The organism is Ohtaekwangia kribbensis (assembly GCF_042676245.1).
Taxonomy (GTDB): domain Bacteria; phylum Bacteroidota; class Bacteroidia; order Cytophagales; family Cyclobacteriaceae; genus Ohtaekwangia; species Ohtaekwangia kribbensis.
Genome location: NZ_JBHTKA010000003.1, coordinates 85,038 through 101,149, shown reverse-complemented (window position 1 = coordinate 101,149; position 16,112 = coordinate 85,038). Strand labels below are relative to the sequence as shown.

The 16,112-nt window shown below is 42.1% G+C and carries 19 protein-coding genes and 4 tRNA genes; 16 read left to right on the top strand and 7 right to left on the bottom strand.

Annotated elements, in window-relative coordinates:
• Window positions 1-143: 143 nt before the first annotated feature.
• Together clpB and ACFQ21_RS10980 are read right to left on the bottom strand one after the other, a co-directional pair.
• Window positions 144-2,762, bottom strand: a complete 2,619-nt coding sequence (gene clpB, locus ACFQ21_RS10985; RefSeq protein WP_377578885.1) for an ATP-dependent chaperone ClpB — start codon at window positions 2,760-2,762, stop codon at window positions 144-146.
• Between the two features lie 152 nt (window positions 2,763-2,914).
• Entirely contained in the window at window positions 2,915-3,499 is a 585-nt protein-coding gene (locus ACFQ21_RS10980) for a CAP domain-containing protein (RefSeq protein WP_377578883.1), read from the bottom strand.
• A 144-nt stretch (window positions 3,500-3,643) separates the two neighbouring features.
• On the opposite strand from ACFQ21_RS10980, the gene icd reads away from it, so the two are divergent.
• The 3 genes from icd (at window position 3,644) to ACFQ21_RS10965 (ending at window position 6,194) form a co-directional block, all read left to right on the top strand.
• The gene (gene icd, locus ACFQ21_RS10975; protein WP_377578881.1) at window positions 3,644-4,870 is read left to right on the top strand and encodes an NADP-dependent isocitrate dehydrogenase; all 1,227 of its coding nucleotides are present in this window, start codon (window positions 3,644-3,646) and stop codon (window positions 4,868-4,870) included.
• 156 nt (window positions 4,871-5,026) lie between these two features.
• Window positions 5,027-5,455, top strand: coding sequence for a helix-turn-helix transcriptional regulator (locus ACFQ21_RS10970; RefSeq protein ID WP_377578879.1), 429 nt, complete (start codon window positions 5,027-5,029; stop codon window positions 5,453-5,455).
• 121 nt (window positions 5,456-5,576) lie between these two features.
• Window positions 5,577-6,194 (top strand): hypothetical protein, encoded by a 618-nt coding sequence (locus tag ACFQ21_RS10965; protein ID WP_377578877.1) that lies wholly within the window; start codon window positions 5,577-5,579, stop codon window positions 6,192-6,194.
• A 97-nt stretch (window positions 6,195-6,291) separates the two neighbouring features.
• Here the strand turns inward: ACFQ21_RS10965 and ribH are convergent, their stop codons facing one another.
• From ribH to pdhA, 5 genes are all read right to left on the bottom strand, one after another.
• On the bottom strand, window positions 6,292-6,759 hold the full coding sequence (ribH, locus tag ACFQ21_RS10960; RefSeq protein WP_377578875.1) for a 6,7-dimethyl-8-ribityllumazine synthase: 468 nt from the start codon (window positions 6,757-6,759) through the stop codon (window positions 6,292-6,294).
• Window positions 6,760-6,761: 2 nt separating this feature from the next.
• Window positions 6,762-7,175 carry a PIN domain-containing protein gene (locus ACFQ21_RS10955; RefSeq protein WP_377578873.1) on the bottom strand — a complete coding sequence of 138 codons (414 nt, stop codon included), beginning with the start codon at window positions 7,173-7,175 and terminating at the stop codon, window positions 6,762-6,764.
• On the bottom strand, window positions 7,172-7,420 hold the full coding sequence (locus ACFQ21_RS10950; RefSeq protein ID WP_377578871.1) for a DUF6364 family protein: 249 nt from the start codon (window positions 7,418-7,420) through the stop codon (window positions 7,172-7,174). The genes ACFQ21_RS10955 and ACFQ21_RS10950 overlap by 4 nt, the downstream gene beginning before the upstream one ends.
• A gap of 62 nt (window positions 7,421-7,482) precedes the next feature.
• Window positions 7,483-8,172: a tetratricopeptide repeat protein gene (locus ACFQ21_RS10945; protein ID WP_377578869.1), complete on the bottom strand. Its 690-nt coding sequence runs from the start codon at window positions 8,170-8,172 to the stop codon at window positions 7,483-7,485.
• Window positions 8,173-8,265: 93 nt separating this feature from the next.
• Window positions 8,266-9,309 carry a pyruvate dehydrogenase (acetyl-transferring) E1 component subunit alpha gene (gene pdhA / locus ACFQ21_RS10940; protein ID WP_377578867.1) on the bottom strand — a complete coding sequence of 348 codons (1,044 nt, stop codon included), beginning with the start codon at window positions 9,307-9,309 and terminating at the stop codon, window positions 8,266-8,268.
• A 73-nt stretch (window positions 9,310-9,382) separates the two neighbouring features.
• Here pdhA and recF point away from each other — a divergent pair, with 73 nt between their 5' ends.
• The 13 genes from recF to rplL all read left to right on the top strand — a co-directional run bounded on the left by recF (window position 9,383) and on the right by rplL (window position 16,088).
• On the top strand, window positions 9,383-10,483 hold the full coding sequence (gene recF / locus ACFQ21_RS10935) for a DNA replication/repair protein RecF (RefSeq protein ID WP_377578865.1): 1,101 nt from the start codon (window positions 9,383-9,385) through the stop codon (window positions 10,481-10,483).
• Between the two features lie 80 nt (window positions 10,484-10,563).
• Window positions 10,564-10,863: a DUF721 domain-containing protein gene (locus ACFQ21_RS10930; RefSeq protein WP_377578863.1), complete on the top strand. Its 300-nt coding sequence runs from the start codon at window positions 10,564-10,566 to the stop codon at window positions 10,861-10,863.
• Window positions 10,864-11,076: 213 nt separating this feature from the next.
• Window positions 11,077-11,162: transfer RNA gene (locus tag ACFQ21_RS10925), tRNA-Tyr, on the top strand.
• A gap of 76 nt (window positions 11,163-11,238) precedes the next feature.
• Window positions 11,239-11,311: transfer RNA gene (locus tag ACFQ21_RS10920), tRNA-Gly, on the top strand.
• Between the two features lie 89 nt (window positions 11,312-11,400).
• Window positions 11,401-11,472: transfer RNA gene (locus ACFQ21_RS10915), tRNA-Thr, on the top strand.
• A 205-nt stretch (window positions 11,473-11,677) separates the two neighbouring features.
• Window positions 11,678-12,865 carry an elongation factor Tu gene (tuf, locus tag ACFQ21_RS10910; protein ID WP_377578861.1) on the top strand — a complete coding sequence of 396 codons (1,188 nt, stop codon included), beginning with the start codon at window positions 11,678-11,680 and terminating at the stop codon, window positions 12,863-12,865.
• A 229-nt stretch (window positions 12,866-13,094) separates the two neighbouring features.
• A tRNA-Trp gene (locus ACFQ21_RS10905) sits at window positions 13,095-13,167 on the top strand.
• Between the two features lie 44 nt (window positions 13,168-13,211).
• Window positions 13,212-13,403 carry a preprotein translocase subunit SecE gene (gene secE / locus ACFQ21_RS10900; protein ID WP_377578859.1) on the top strand — a complete coding sequence of 64 codons (192 nt, stop codon included), beginning with the start codon at window positions 13,212-13,214 and terminating at the stop codon, window positions 13,401-13,403.
• Window positions 13,404-13,414: 11 nt separating this feature from the next.
• Window positions 13,415-13,972 carry a transcription termination/antitermination protein NusG gene (gene nusG, locus ACFQ21_RS10895; RefSeq protein WP_377578857.1) on the top strand — a complete coding sequence of 186 codons (558 nt, stop codon included), beginning with the start codon at window positions 13,415-13,417 and terminating at the stop codon, window positions 13,970-13,972.
• Between the two features lie 7 nt (window positions 13,973-13,979).
• On the top strand, window positions 13,980-14,423 hold the full coding sequence (rplK, locus tag ACFQ21_RS10890; protein WP_079688278.1) for a 50S ribosomal protein L11: 444 nt from the start codon (window positions 13,980-13,982) through the stop codon (window positions 14,421-14,423).
• 8 nt (window positions 14,424-14,431) lie between these two features.
• Window positions 14,432-15,130 carry a 50S ribosomal protein L1 gene (rplA, locus tag ACFQ21_RS10885; protein ID WP_377578855.1) on the top strand — a complete coding sequence of 233 codons (699 nt, stop codon included), beginning with the start codon at window positions 14,432-14,434 and terminating at the stop codon, window positions 15,128-15,130.
• A gap of 11 nt (window positions 15,131-15,141) precedes the next feature.
• Window positions 15,142-15,675 carry a 50S ribosomal protein L10 gene (gene rplJ / locus ACFQ21_RS10880; RefSeq protein WP_377578853.1) on the top strand — a complete coding sequence of 178 codons (534 nt, stop codon included), beginning with the start codon at window positions 15,142-15,144 and terminating at the stop codon, window positions 15,673-15,675.
• A 35-nt stretch (window positions 15,676-15,710) separates the two neighbouring features.
• Window positions 15,711-16,088 carry a 50S ribosomal protein L7/L12 gene (rplL, locus tag ACFQ21_RS10875; RefSeq protein WP_377578851.1) on the top strand — a complete coding sequence of 126 codons (378 nt, stop codon included), beginning with the start codon at window positions 15,711-15,713 and terminating at the stop codon, window positions 16,086-16,088.
• Window positions 16,089-16,112: the final 24 nt, after the last annotated feature.

Below are 16,112 nucleotides of genomic sequence, written 5' to 3'. Positions count from 1 at the left end.
GTCCCGATTCAGAAAATCGGGATTACCAATCCTTAAACCTGATTGTATAACATAAGACGGGTATACTTTGGTTCATATTGTATAGCCTGTAAATAATTCTTTTAAAAGAAAAAGAGCCGCATCAAAAGCGGCTCTTTACTTTTTTAGCTTACCAGTTCTGCATTTTCAATGTTCTCGAAGGTAAATTCCGTTTCGTTACGGAGGTCTACCAGGATCACTGAATCCTTATGAACTTTGCCAGCTAATATCTGCTTTGATAACTCGTTCAAAATCTCACGTTGGAATACACGTTTCAGCGGACGTGCTCCGAATTGCGGATCGAATCCCATTCTTGATAAGCGTTCGCGGGCAGCTTCCGTTATGTCCAGTTTTATACCAGACTCATCAAGACGCTTGCAGATCAGGTTAACCTGTATATCAACAATCTTGCGAACATCTTTTCTGCTCAGCGGTCTGAACATAATGATCTCGTCAATGCGGTTCACAAATTCAGGTCGAACCGATTTCTTCAACAAGTCAAAAACTTCATCTTTTGTGTTCTCGAGTATATCGAAGTAATTTTCGTCTGTAATTTTTTCAAAGTTCTCCTGTATAATGTGCGAACCTATATTGGTGGTCATGATAATGATCGTGTTTTTGAAATTGGCAACACGACCTTTGTTATCGGTTAACCGGCCATCATCGAGTACCTGCAGCAGAATGTTGAAAACATCCGGGTGAGCTTTCTCGATCTCATCCAGTAGAATTACAGAGTATGGTTTTCTGCGAACGGCCTCTGTTAATTGTCCACCTTCATCGTATCCTACATACCCTGGAGGCGCACCAATCAAACGACTTACACTATGGCGTTCCTGGTATTCACTCATATCAATGCGCACCATCGAGTTCTCATCATCAAAGAGATACTCCGCCAATGCTTTCGATAATTCAGTCTTACCAACACCGGTTGTACCCATAAAGATAAACGAACCTATAGGACGTTTCGGGTCCTGCAAGCCCGCGCGACTTCTGCGAACAGCATCACTCAAGGCTTGTATAGCTTCCTCTTGTCCTGCAACACGCTTGCTAAGTTCTTCTTCCAGGTGCAGTAACTTCTCGCGTTCACTTTGCAGCATTTTTGAGACTGGTATACCTGTCCACTTCGCTACAACTTCCGCTATATCTTCACTGTCAACCTCTTCTTTCAACAAGGTTTTTTCGCCTTGCATTTCTTTCATCTTCAACTGAAAATCATTGAGATGTTTTTCGGCTTCGGTAATTTTACCGTAGCGTATCTCGGCTACTTTTCCATAGTCGCCAGCCTTTTCAGCCTGTTCAGCTTCAAACTTCAGTTTATCTATATTTTCTTTTTCTTTCTGAATGCCGTGAACAACTTCCTTTTCACTTTCCCATTTTGCTTTGAGTGAATTTCGTTGTTCCGAAAGTTCAGCAATCTCTTTGCTTAATATAGCTTCCTTCTCGCGGTCTTTCTCTCTACGTATAGCTTCACGCTCGATTTCGAGTTGCATGATCTTGCGATTCAACTCATCGAGTTCTTCCGGCAGAGAGTCCATTTCAAGTCTTAGCTTGGATGCAGCTTCGTCCATCAAGTCAATGGCCTTGTCTGGAAGGAAGCGATCACTGATATAGCGGCTCGATAGTTCTACCGATGCTATAACGGCATCATCTTTAATCCGTACACCGTGGTGTAATTCGTATTTATCTTTTATACCACGAAGTATAGATATACTATCTTCAACAGAAGGTTCATCTACCATTACAGATTGGAACCTGCGTTCAAGTGCTTTATCTTTTTCAATATACTTCTGATACTCTTTCAGTGTAGTAGCACCGATAGCATGCAGTTCGCCTCGAGCGAGTGCTGGCTTCAACAGGTTCGCAGCATCCATAGCACCTTCACCACCGCCACCGGCACCGATCAAGGTATGGATCTCGTCAATGAAAAGTATAATTTGGCCGTTGGAGTCTGTTACTTCTTTGATAACAGCTTTCAGGCGTTCTTCAAATTCACCTTTATACTTTGCACCGGCAACAAGCAAGCCCATGTCCAGCGACACCAGGATTTTATCTTTGAGATTTTCCGGTACATCACCATCCACGATACGTTGCGCCATACCTTCCACGATGGCTGTTTTACCAACACCAGGTTCACCTAAGAGTATAGGATTGTTTTTGGTTCTGCGCGAAAGTATCTGCAACACGCGTCTGATTTCTTCATCGCGTCCAATCACCGGATCGATCTTACCTTCTTTAGCAAGGTCGTTCAGATTTTTAGAATAACGCTCCAGCGATTTATACTTTGCTTCAGCATTCTGATCGGTAACTTTTGATCCGCCACGAAGTTCTTTTATAGCCTTGATCAGGGCTGCGCGTTCAAAGCCAGCATCTTTCATAATAGAAGATACTTTGTCTTTTGATGCAAGTAATGCCAATAGAAGATGCTCGATCGCTACATATTCATCTTTGAATTCACGCAGTTCTTTATCGGCATTTTGTAAAAGCGTATTGGTAGCAGAAGACAAATAAGGCTGTTGACCTGATACACGGGGATATGCGTTGAGAATCTCTTGCAGTTTTGTGTCAAGTATAGTCTCATTAATACCAAGCTTCTTGAACAGGTAGCTTGATACGTTTTCGTCTGTCTCCAGAATAGCCTTCAAAACGTGTCCCGGTTCAATCGCTTGCTGCTGGTTGCCCATGGCGATCTCCGCAGACTTCTGTAATGCCTCTTGAGATTTTATAGTAAATTTTTCGAAGTTCATGATTGTAGTCCCTCAGGGCTGCTGTTATCAAATACTAATCCACCAGTAGCTTTCTGAAAAAATGTCAATAAATATACCTTCGAATAAACTATAAATCAGTCGTTTTGGCTGGAAAGAAGACAGAACGGTAGACTATAAATTTTACGATAAAGCTATTTACAAGTTTTAACAGTAGTATCGTCTTTCTCTTCACCGAACCATACCAGGCCGTATTCTTTATACAGTGCAACACCTATAGCATTCCATTTTACTTTGCTCCAGATGTCGAGGTTAACGATCAGCGGGTTGTGACCTGGACTTACTTTCCATCCATCGAGACCTTCCTGGGCTGTGGCACCGGCTGTGCTATAGTACGCAATCTCATACCCAAAGCCCGAATAGCCGGCAATTTCCTTGGGCTTATCCCACATACATTGAGCGCGTTTGTGATCGCTGGTATAGCAGCAGGCAGTCCAGCTTCCCTTTTTAGACCAGCTGTGCGGATTGCATTTATTATCCGGATCAAACTTATAGTTATCTGCTAAATCATGCGCATGCACGTTGGCTACCTGCGAGAGCTTGGCCGAAAGTGGTATGGAGGGGAGACCTTTAGTCTTCCGGTATTCCATAATGAGGCGGTATAGCTTCATTTCTTCAGTAGAGAGGCAAAGTTCTTCTTCCTGGAGCTGCAGAAAAGGACGCGTATCGAAAGCAGACATCGATAAAAGCAGGAACGAGGCTAAAACAAACGATTTCATAAGATATTTTAAGGATTAAGCGATTGAACTACAAAATGTCTTCATTTATGACCTTTATTTTTTAATTTTCCGCGCCCAAAATCAAGGGCTTGGTGTTTCAATTAAACACCTAAAACGCAAAAACATTTAAAACATTTTAGCAAAATGAGCGATCAGAAAATCAGCATCAGCAACGGTAAACTTAATGTGCCTGATAATCCAACCATCCCGTTCATCGAGGGTGATGGAACCGGTGTAGACATTTGGCCTGCATCTAAGTTAGTATTTGATAAAGCAGTTGAAAAGGCTTACGGTGGAAAGAAGAAGATCAACTGGAAAGAAGTTTTGGCAGGGGAGAAAGCTTTCAACCAAACTGGTAACTGGCTGCCGGATGAAACGCTCAACGTTTTCAAAGAATACCTGGTAGGTATAAAAGGACCTTTAACAACTCCGGTAGGAGGTGGTATACGGTCATTGAACGTTGCACTTCGCCAGGAGCTCGATCTATACGCCTGCGTGCGTCCGGTACGTTGGTTTAAAGGTGTACCTTCACCTGTAAAGGAGCCACATAAAACTGATACCATCATCTTCCGCGAAAACACTGAAGATATATATGCAGGTATCGAGTTTCAGGAAGGTTCAGAAGAGAACAAGAAATTCCTGAAGTTCTTCGAAGAGAACTTCGCGAAACTATATAAGAAAATCCGCTTCCCGCAGACAACTGCTATCGGTGTTAAGCCGGTATCAAAAGAAGGTACAGAGCGTTTGGTGCGTTCGGCTATCGAGTATGCATTGCAACACAAGAAGCCTAGCGTTACGCTTGTTCACAAGGGTAACATCATGAAATTTACCGAAGGTGGTTTCCGCGATTGGGGATATGCTTTGGCGAAAGCTGAGTTCGGCGCTAAAGATCTGGATGGAGGACCTTGGCAGATCATCGAGAAAGGCGGCCATAAGCTGATCATTAAAGATGCTATTGCTGATGCTTTCTTACAGCAGATTCTGTTGAGACCAGATGAGTATTCAGTAGCAGCAACATTGAACCTGAACGGTGACTATATATCCGATGCACTTGCTGCGATTGTAGGTGGTATTGGTATCGCTCCGGGTGGTAACATCAACTACAAAACCGGTCACGCTATATTTGAAGCTACACACGGTACAGCACCGAAGTATGCAGGTCAGGATAAAGTAAATCCAGGCTCTGTAATTCTTTCAGGTGTAATGATGCTTGAGTATATGGGCTGGCAGGAAGCTGCTGACCTGATCATTAAAGGTTTGGAAGGTGCTATATCTTCGAAGAAAGTAACGTACGATTTCCACCGCCTGATGGAAGGTGCTACCTTAATGAAGTGCTCAGAGTTTGCACAAGAGATTGTGAAGAATTTCTAAGCGTAAAGTTTAGTAAAAGTATATATAGAAAGCCGCCTCGTTTTTCGAGGTGGCTTTTTGTTTTTATCCCGACACTGACTTTTTTATTCTCCAGATGGTATATTTTAATACCAGTGCCATCTTAGTTTCATTATTCTTTTACTGCTATATTTGGATATGGCAACCGATAATCATAAGATACACCAGGGGCGAAACGTAAAGCGTTTCCGTGAAGTGTTAGGCATGAAGCAAGAAGCTCTTGCTGACCAATTGGGAGAAGACTGGTCGCAGAAAAGAATATCGATGCTCGAAAATAAAGAGTTGATAGAGGATGACATTTTACAAGAGTTGGCAAAGGCACTTAAAGTACCCGCGGAAGCTATTAAGAATTTTAATGAGGAGACGGCCTTTAATGTTATCAACAATACTTTTACCAGTAACGACACTTCCTCCATTAACAATGGCGTAAACTACTACCCGACATTCAATCCATTTGATGAATTGTTACGCATCAGTAATGAAAAAGATGAACTATATAAAGCACTCTTAAAGGAGAAGGATGAGAAGATAGTGTTGTTGCAAAGGTTCTTGGATGCGGGTAAATAATGTTTTAGCAATATATATATGTTTGTAGAATAGCAGACCCTGTACACGCCATAATCTTGATAAGATGGGACTAGACATGCGCCCGATGGGCAAGCCAAAACCAGGATTTGAAAAGAGGTATATGGAAATATACCAAATGTTAAAGGATGACAATAACATCCCCAAGCCTTCTATGCTTGAAAGACTGTTGGGCAAAAAAGGACCAACCAGAGAGCAGCTCCTGGAAGAATGGTTTGCTAACCTGATACCAACATACGAAACCATTAAAGCACCAAGAGTTGGTAGAGATAAAGAAGCTGATGCGTGGGTTAAAGAGCAATATGAAGAAAGTGATAAGAAAGTATCTCTTCAGGATTTTGTTAAGGAGTATCAAGGCTACTATGTAATTGACCTGGCAAAAGAGACAGATGGCGTGCCGGTATATAGAGCTTTGGGGCAGGATGAAAATGTTTTCAGAGGACAGTTTCTTAATGATTGTCTTGATTTGATTGGAAAGGAATTGGTACACGAGGCGTGGGAAACCAAACTTGCTGATGAAACGCTGGATTATGGTAACAGACTAATGCAGGCCGCAGACAAGATTGCAGTCGAAAAGAATCTTCAGCATCTAAAAACGCAACGTATGCCTCCTGAAACTGATGAGAAGGCTATAGAAAGTAAACTCCATATAGTATACTCACTGGCCAGGTGGCTAATTTTTTACGGGAAGAACGGTCATGGATACGAAGCCGATTTCTAGTTTGAGGACTAGATATAAATCCGAGGAGTATATATTATAAGACAAAAGCCGGGAATTCCGGCTTTATTGTTTTAGGAGATTGCGGTAAAATGCTGTCTTAGAAGCTCAACATAGATATAGCTGTCAAAGCAGCCTCTTCACCTTTGTTGCCATATTTACCACCGGCACGATCCATCGCCTGTTGCTTGTTCAGCGTAGTCAGTACACCAAAGATTACAGGCTTCTTCGTTTTGATATTTACTTCCGTAATACCGTAGGCAACAGCCTGGCATATATAGTCGAAGTGTGGCGTTTCACCTTGAATAACGCAACCCAGACTGATCACAGCGCTGATTGATTTGTCTTCTGCAGCCCATAAAGAACCGAGTGTAAGCTCAAATGTTCCGGGAACAGTTTTACGGATAATGTTCTGCTTTTTGAAGCCGTGCTTTACAAGCGCTTCAACTGCGCCTGAGTGTAGAGCTTCCGTTATTTCGGAGTTCCATTCAGCAACAACAATGGCAATTTTCTTTTTAGAGAAATTAAGGTTGGTTTTTACTTTTCCTGATTTAAGTGGTCCGGCCATGGCTAGATAGTTTTTATAAATTCGTCTGAAGTGATCACATTCAGTGTGCTCTTCTTGTAGTCTTTCACATTGCGTGCTATTATACAATGCATGCTAGATACAGTTGCCGCTGTATGATATTGAACAGCGTCTTCTACATCTTTAAACGGAGACGTAAAAGCGCTCTTTAAGGTTGAATGTCTGACGGGAATAATTGCTATATGATCAAGTAGACCCGTTATGAGTTCTCGTGCGTGTCGCTCGGAAGTAAGCTTACAAAGAATATAGTATGCAGTTGTTATACTATTAGACGATGTATGAAGAGCGATTTGCTTGTTGTATGCTGCCAGAAAAATTGACAATGCAGCTTGCGAGAATGGCTTACGATCTCCCAGAAAATCCAGAATGATATCGGTGTCAAGACATACCTTCGTCATTTCTTTTTGCTCTTCAGGATGCTTCTGATCTCTTTCTTGTGGTCGAGTTTGGCGGGTATTCTAACGGAGCCGAACAGTTTACTTATCTCTTTCGGGAGATCTTGCTGCTGCTGAGGTGCTGCGTTTGCAAGCTCAGTTAAGTATGATTCAACAAGATCAGATAAATTCTTGCCCTTCTTTTGAGCATACAGTTTTGCACGATCAATTATTTTCTTTTCTAAAGTAACGGTAAGCTTTGTTGTCATGCTCTGAAAATAAAAAAGGGATAGAGTTTATCTCCATCCCTGTAAATTTAAAATAAAATCTTCTATGAATTACTTTCCAGCTTTGCCTTGAACTTGCGGGCATTCTGGTATTCGGCTGATTCCCAGAAATCAGAAATTATCTTTTCGTATACTTCTTTAGCCTTGTCGTTTTGATTCAGCTTCTCGTATGCAAGAGCTTCTTTCATCAGATAAGTAGGAGAGAAGTATTTGTTCGGTTTATAGTTAGCTGCTTTATTGTAGAACTTGGCAGCATCTTCATAATTCTCTTCTTCCATGTACGTATCACCAATCAGGCTGTAGGCACGGGCTTGAACCAGCAGATCGTTTGAACTGAAATCTTCCAGGTACATACGTGCTACATTGAACTTACCTTGCTTCAGGTAAATAACACCAACATAGTAGTTAGAAAGATTAGCAGCATCAGAAACTCCGTAGTCTTCAATGATCGCTAAGAATCCGAGATTGTTACCATCGCCATTCAATGCCAGGTTAAGACTGTCTTGCTCGAAATAATAAACAGCCTGGAACATTTCTTTTTGCGCGGCATCATCCTGAGTGCCTTTGTAATACTGGAATCCAAAATATCCAGCAACGATGAGAAGGATTACGAGGGCAATACCAATAATGGTTTTAGGATTACTCTCTACCCAGTTTTCGGCATCTTCCAGTTTGTGTTTTATAGCCTCTGGATTTTCCAGCAATTCGTGCTTGTGTTCTTCTTTTTTAGCCATTGTTATGATAAGTGAAAGCCCTCCCGAATAAATCGGGAGGGCGCAAAACTACAAATTAGATCATACTAAACAAACAGCTCACGCTGAGCAAGATTAGTCCATGATAAATGGATAATCAGTTTGCACATACACATCGGTAAGTGCTTCTGAAGGATCAGGGAAATTGGATTCCTCTGCGAATTTCACGCTCTCTTCAACTTGCTGTATTACTTTGTTGTCTATTTCTTCAAGCTCCTTTTCAGTAGCGAATTTTTTGTCGAGGATAGTCTGGCGGGTAATCTCAACCGGATCACGTTGCTTGTATTGCTCAACTTCTTCTTTGGTTCTGTATTTCTGAGGGTCAGACATAGAGTGACCTTTGTAACGATACGTTCTGAACTCAAGAAGTGTAGGTCCTTCACCGGCACGGGCTCTTTCTGCAGCGCGGGCTACAGCGCGGTGTACATCTTCGCATCTCATGCCATCCACAGGCTCTGAAGGCATATCGTATGCTTCACCTAACGTATATAATTCGTGAACGTTAGAAGTACGCTGTACAGAAGTACCCATAGCGTATCCGTTGTTTTCGATCACAAAAATCACGGGCAACTTCCAAAGCATCGCGAGGTTCAACGCTTCGTGAAATGCACCCTGACGAACAGCTCCATCACCCATATAAGCGATACACAGGTTACCGGTCTTGTTATATTTTTCTGCGAAAGCGATACCTGCACCTAGTGGAACCTGAGCACCAACAATACCGTGGCCACCCATGAAGTTATGTTCCTTATCAAAGATGTGCATCGAACCACCTTTACCTTTTGTGGTTCCGGTTTCTTTACCATACAGTTCAGCCATGATAGCTTTGGGATCTGTACCCAATGCCAATGGATGACCGTGATCGCGGTAAGCAGTTATATATTTATCTCCTTTTTGCAGAGCTGAAACTGTACCCGAAGCACAAGCTTCCTGCCCTATATATAAATGACAAAATCCTTTGATTTTCTGCATACCGTAGAGCTGACCGGCTTTCTCTTCGAATTTCCGCATCAGCTGCATGCTTTCATACCAGTAGAGGTACGTTTCCTTTGAGAATTCAGTTGAATCACTCTTCTTCGCCACCGCGGGCTCATTCTTGGCTTTTGTTGTAGCAGGCATATCCCTATTTTTGATCCGAGCTGCGAAAATAACCCCCCAACGAACATTAGCCAAACTTTCAAGGCAAATCCTCATGTACCTCCACGAACTTCATTTGCTGAATTTTAAAAACTACGTAGAAGCAAATCTTCGTTTTTCGCCTTCAGTTAACGTTTTGGTAGGTAAAAATGGTAGTGGTAAGACTAATTTGCTCGATGCAATTTATTCTCTCTCTTTTACAAAAAGCGCCTTCGCTTCTTCTGATACTCAGTGCGTTTTGTCGGGTCAGAATTATTTTATGGTGAAAGGGAAGTTCTTTAAGCAGGATAAATCTTATGAATTGCTGAGCTCCGTACAGGCTGGTTCTAAAAAAGTTTTTCGTGAAGAAGGCTCGGACTATCCGAAGCTGAGTGATCACATTGGAAAATATCCCGTGATTCTGATTGCCCCCGATGATGTAGACCTGGTCCGCGAAAGCAGTGAATCGCGGAGAAAATTTTTTGACAGTATCATCTCTCAGTTGGATAAAAAATACCTGGAAGCGCTCATGCAATACAACCAGGCATTGAAGCAGCGGAATAGCTTACTGCGCATGTTCCAGGAACGAGGCAACCCGGACTGGCTCGCACTTGAATCGTACGATCGCATTTTGATTCGTTTAGGTCAACAGATTTTTCAGCAGCGTATCGCTTTCGCAGAAGAGTTTCTACCCGTGTTCAGAAAGTATTACAAATTTATAGTGGATGATGCTGAGGTGACTGATTTGAAGTATGCATCTGAGTTAAAGGAAAAAAGTTTTGAGGAAGGCTTATTAAGGAACAGACAAAAAGACCTCGCCTTGCAACGCACTTCTTTTGGTATACATCGCGATGATTATGTTTTTACTTTAGGTGATGGCGATCTGAAGAGATTAGGTTCACAAGGACAACAAAAGTCTTTTGTGATCGCCTTGAAACTTGCTCAGTTCGAGATCATTGAAAAGATGAAAGGTTTTAAACCTATTCTTCTGCTAGATGATATTTTTGATAAGCTTGATGATTTTAGAATAGCAAGATTATTAACACTGGTGAAAAATGATTTGGGCCAACTCTTTATTACAGATGCCCGACCAGACCGAACGGGCGAGTTGTTAAGATCGATCGAAGTATCTGCTGCTCTCTTTAAAGTAGAAGGTGGAACAATCCTGCAGCAATAAATTTTACCATTAAGATTTTTCTGATCAGGTTCTTTCTTTAAAGAGAAGGATACGGCATGGCGCATTAGTATATTTGCATCATGAAAAAGTATAGAGGAGGCGATGCTCAATCCGTTGGTCAGGCAATACGCGCCCTGCTCAATTCTTATCAGCTTTCAACAAAATTTGATGAAGCGAACCTGATTCAATCTTGGGAGCGGATCGTTGGCAAGCCGATTGCCAAACGTACGCGCAAACTCTTTATAAAGAATAAAGTATTATTTGTTGAATTTGATTCACCTACCATGCGTCACGACTTTTCATTACATAAAGCGCAAGTGCTCGAAATGTTCCGAAAAGAATTCGGAGAAGGAGTGATTATGGAGATCATTGCGATGTAACCTGAATGCCATTCGAAAATTTACGTGAAAAGAATTTTCGATTTTCTCTGCATAAGTTTTGAAAAAGTAGAAAAGCGTATAATTTTGCACTCCTGTTTTTGAAGAGCTGACCAAAACAGCACATAAAGCAGGTTTTGTTCTAAGAAATATTGAAACTCTATTCTCTCTTACAAATCTCGTGATGGATTTTGTAAGGATGATTTAAATATTTTAGGGGGAATACCAAAGCGGCCAACTGGGACAGACTGTAAATCTGTTGTCTTATGACTTCATAGGTTCGAATCCTATTTCCCCCACCATTAATTGCAGATATATAGTATGATTAGCCTAAGAGTATATCCCTGGCGAAGTCATAATTTTATTTTGCAACGTAATGCGGGAGTAGCTCAGTTGGTAGAGCGATAGCCTTCCAAGCTATAGGTCGCGGGTTCGAGCCTCGTCTCCCGCTCTCATTTGAGCCGTTATCCGTTGATCGTTATCCGTTAGTCGTAAAAAGTACGGTTGACGAAAATAACGGGTAACGTATAACGGCACTAAGCTGTTGTAGCTCAGTGGTAGAGCACTTCCTTGGTAAGGAAGAGGTCGTGAGTTCAATCCTCATCAACAGCTCTCGAAAAAAATGTTTGTCAGACAAATAAGCGCTGCGACCTAGCAAATCACGGCTGTCGGCATTCATAAACATATTGGAGATTACCCTTTTCGAAAGGCTTAAAATGTTCAGGGTGTTTGGTTCGGCAGCGGCTGAACTTATGGAAGAAGCAAAACAAATTTCATAACACTTATAATTTTAAACTTTTAACTGGGATTTTCAAATATGGCTAAAGAAACATTTGATCGTTCGAAACCACACGTTAACGTGGGTACTATCGGTCACGTTGACCACGGTAAGACTACTCTTACTGCTGCGATTACTAAAGTTCTCGCATCTAAAGGACTCGCTTCTCTGCGCGACTTCTCTTCAATTGACAACGCTCCTGAAGAAAAAGAAAGAGGTATTACAATCAACACTTCTCACGTAGAATATGCTACTGAGAAAAGACACTACGCTCACGTAGACTGTCCTGGTCACGCTGACTATGTGAAAAACATGGTTACTGGTGCTGCTCAGATGGACGGTGCTATTCTTGTGGTAGCTGCTACTGACGGACCTATGCCTCAAACTCGCGAGCACATCCTTCTTGCTCGTCAGGTAGGTGTACCTGCTCTTGTTGTATTCATGAACAAGGTTGACTTGGTTGATGATGCTGAACTTTTGGATCTCGTTGAGATGGAAGTTCGCGAACTGATGTCAGCATATAGCTTCCCTGGCGATACTATGCCAGTAATTAGAGGATCTGCTCTTGGTGCACTGAACGGTGAACCGAAGTGGGTTGAAAAAGTAGAAGAACTGATGAAAGCTGTTGATGAGTACATCCCGCTTCCAGTTCGTCTGATCGACAAAGATTTCTTGATGCCTGTAGAAGACGTGTTCTCGATCACTGGTCGTGGTACAGTTGCTACTGGTCGTATCGAAAGAGGTGTTGTTAACACTGGTGATGCTGTAGAAATCCTTGGTATGGGTGCTGAAAACCTGAAGTCTACAATCACAGGTGTGGAAATGTTCCGTAAGATCCTCGACAGAGGTGAAGCTGGTGATAACGTAGGTCTTCTGCTCCGCGGTATTGAAAAAGAACAAATCCGCAGAGGTATGGTTATCTGTAAGCCTGGTTCAGTAAAACCTCACTCTAAATTCAAAGCTGAGGTTTACGTATTGTCTAAAGAAGAAGGTGGTCGTCACACTCCATTCTTTAACAAATACCGTCCTCAATTCTACTTCCGTACAACGGATGTTACTGGTGAAGTGAAACTTCCTGCAGGTGTAGAAATGATTATGCCTGGTGATAACATCTCTATCGAGGTTGAATTGATCAATAAAATCGCTATGGAAAAAGGTCTTCGTTTCGCAATTCGCGAAGGTGGCCGTACCGTAGGATCTGGTCAGGTAACTGAAATCATAGACTAATCGTCTGATTAATAAATAGAAAGCGTTCTTGGAATATTTTTCAAGAACGCTTTTATTTTCTACACTAATCTTCTATTTTTGCAGTCCCTTTTTGGGCTGAGTGTTATTTGGGTGCGGCTCAAGGGATTGGGCGGTTCCCGCTAAAGCAAAAAAGGACTTTTGAAAAAGGCTCGGTTTCCGAAAGCAAGAACGCACGAAGAAAATTGGCCTTTAGTGGAAAAATAAAAATACGGGTGTAGCTCAATTGGTAGAGTAGCGGTCTCCAAAACCGTTGGCTGGGAGTTCGAGTCTCTCCACCCGTGCTGATAATAAAGAAGCATTGGCTTCCTTAAAAAACTGAAAATCAATGGCGAAGTTAAAAACCTATTTGGCGGAGTCCTGGGATGAGATCAAGAACAAAGTTACTTGGTCAAAATACAGCGAATTGCAAGGTAGCGCAATCCTGGTGTTGGTGGCTTCAACCATCTTCGCTCTGGTGATTGGTGCAATCGACTGGGTTTTCAAAACCGGTCTTCAGTGGTTTTATAGAGAATTTTAATAAAGAAGGTAATGCCAGAACTTAAATGGTATGTTCTCAGAGTCGTAAGTGGCCAGGAAAAAAAGGTTAAGTCCTACCTGGAAACTGAGATCGAGCGCTCGAAGCTGGTGGATTTTATCCCCCAGGTGTTGATTCCTTCTGAAAAAGTATACGAAATGAGAGGCGGTAAGAAGCGTGTTCGTGAGCGCAATTTCTTTCCGGGTTACATTCTCCTTTCTGCAGATCTCTCGAATGGGGAAGCCTTTCACGCGGTAAATAGTATACCGGGTGTGATTGGTTTTCTCGGTAACAACGGCACCGGGGCTTCCAAGGATCCCGTACCTCTTCGTCAATCGGAGGTTAACAGGATTCTCGGTAAAGTTGATGAGATTGACGAACTCGAGGAAAAACTCGAGACACCATTTATTAAAGGTGAATCAGTGAAAGTAATGGATGGTCCATTCAGCGGATTTACCGGAAGCGTTGAGGAAATTTTTGAAGACAAAAAGAAACTCAATGTAATGGTGAAGATTTTCGGCCGGAATACTCCGGTTGAATTGAGTTATATGCAGGTAGAAAAGTTAGAATAAAGATAACATGGCAAAAGAAATAATAGGTTATCTGAAATTACAGGTAAAAGGTGGGGCGGCAAACCCTGCACCTCCGATCGGTCCTGCGTTGGGTTCCAAAGGTCTTAACATCATGGACTTTTGCAAGCAATTCAATGCTCGTACACAGGATAAACCCGGTCAGGTGTTGCCCGTTTTGATCAGCATTTACAACGACAAGTCGTTTGATTTTGTAATCAAAACTCCTCCAGCTGCAATCCTGATTTTAGATGCTGCTAAAAAGCAAAAAGGTTCAGCAGAACCTAACCGTACAAAGGTTGGTTCAATCACCTGGGATCAGGTGAAAACAATTGCAGAAACTAAAATGCCCGACCTCAACGCATTCAAAGTTGAGTCAGCCATGAAAATGGTGGCAGGTACTGCAAGAAGCTTAGGTATAACAATATCAGGAACTCCCCCTTGGGATAAATAATCAGAGCGATGGCGAAAATTTCTAAAAACAGAAAAGCAGTCCTTGCGAAATACAATCCGGAGAAGGAGTATTCCTTGGAAGATGCAGCAAAGGTTCTAAAGGATATTACCTTTACAAAATTTGATGCGTCTGTTGATCTTGATATTCGCTTGGGTGTTGATCCTAAGAAATCAGATCAAATGGTGCGCGGTGTAGTAGCGTTGCCACATGGTATTGGTAAAACGGTTCGTGTATTAGTGCTTTGCACACCTGACAAAGTTCAGGAAGCAAAAGACTCTGGTGCCGATCACGTAGGTCTGGATGACTATATCCAGAAAATTGAAGGTGGATGGACAGATATCGATGTAATCATCTGTACACCTACAGTAATGGCGAAGGTTGGTAAACTTGGTAAAGTATTAGGACCAAGGGGCCTTATGCCAAACCCTAAATCAGGAACTGTTACGCTCGAAGTTGGTAAAGCCGTGAAAGAAGTAAAAGCGGGTAAAATCGACTTCAAAATTGATAAACAAGGTATCATACACGTAGGCATTGGCAGAGCTTCCTTCTCGGCTGATAAAATCCGGGACAATGCTATCGAAATGATCAATGTTGTTGCTAAGCTGAAACCGGCTTCTGCAAAGGGTGAGTACTTCAAAAGCATCACCATTTCTACAACGATGAGTCCGGGGATAGCAGTTGACAAAAATTCGATTGCTGGCATTTAAGAATTAAAGACATGACCAGAGAAGAAAAAGCACAAATTATCGAGGAGCTTTCAGAGAAGTTTGCTAACCATGCTCATTTCTATATTACTGATGCGGGTGGCTTCACAGTTGCTCAGATCAATAATTTCAGAAGATTGTGTTTCAAAAGCGGTATCGAATACAGAGTATATAAAAATACGTTGATTCGTAAAGCTCTTGAGAGACAAGAGGGAACGGACTACTCTCCTTTGTTTACAACATTGCATGGTTTCTCAGGAGTATTGTTCTCCAAAGAATCAGGTAATCTTCCTGCAAGGGTAATTAAAGAGTTTCGTTTGAAACTGGAAGGTAAGCCTGTATTGAAAGCAGCCTCCATCAACTCCGACCTGTTCATCGGAGACGAAAACTTAAATATGCTGAGCGAGCTTAAATCTAAGAATGAGCTCATCGGCGATGTTATTGCATTGCTTCAATCTCCTGCCAAAAATGTTATCTCTGCTCTTCAGAGTGGAAAGAACACAGTGGCTGGCTTGGTGAAAGCACTGGAAGAACGTGGAACTAAATAATTTTTACTAACAAGACTTAATTAAATTTTACGAAAATGGCTGATATTAAAGCACTTGGAGATCAACTTGTTGAACTCACTGTTAAAGAAGTTACTGAATTGGCTTCTTACCTGAAAGAAACCTATGGCATTGAGCCTGCTGCCGCTGCTGTTGTAGCTGGTCCTGCTGCTACTGGTGGTGCTGGCGCTGCTGCTGCTGAAAAAACTAACTTTGATGTAGTATTGAAAGCTCCTGGAGCTAACAAGCTTCAGATCGTGAAACTGGTGAAAGATCTTACTGGTCTTGGCTTGAAAGAAGCTAAGGATGTAGTAGATGGTGCACCTAAAACTATCAAAGAAGGCTTACCAAAAGACGAAGCTGAGAACCTGAAGAAGCAACTTGTTGAGGCTGGTGCCGAAGTTGAGTTGAAGTAATCTTCTTGCAGACGAAGAGTACCG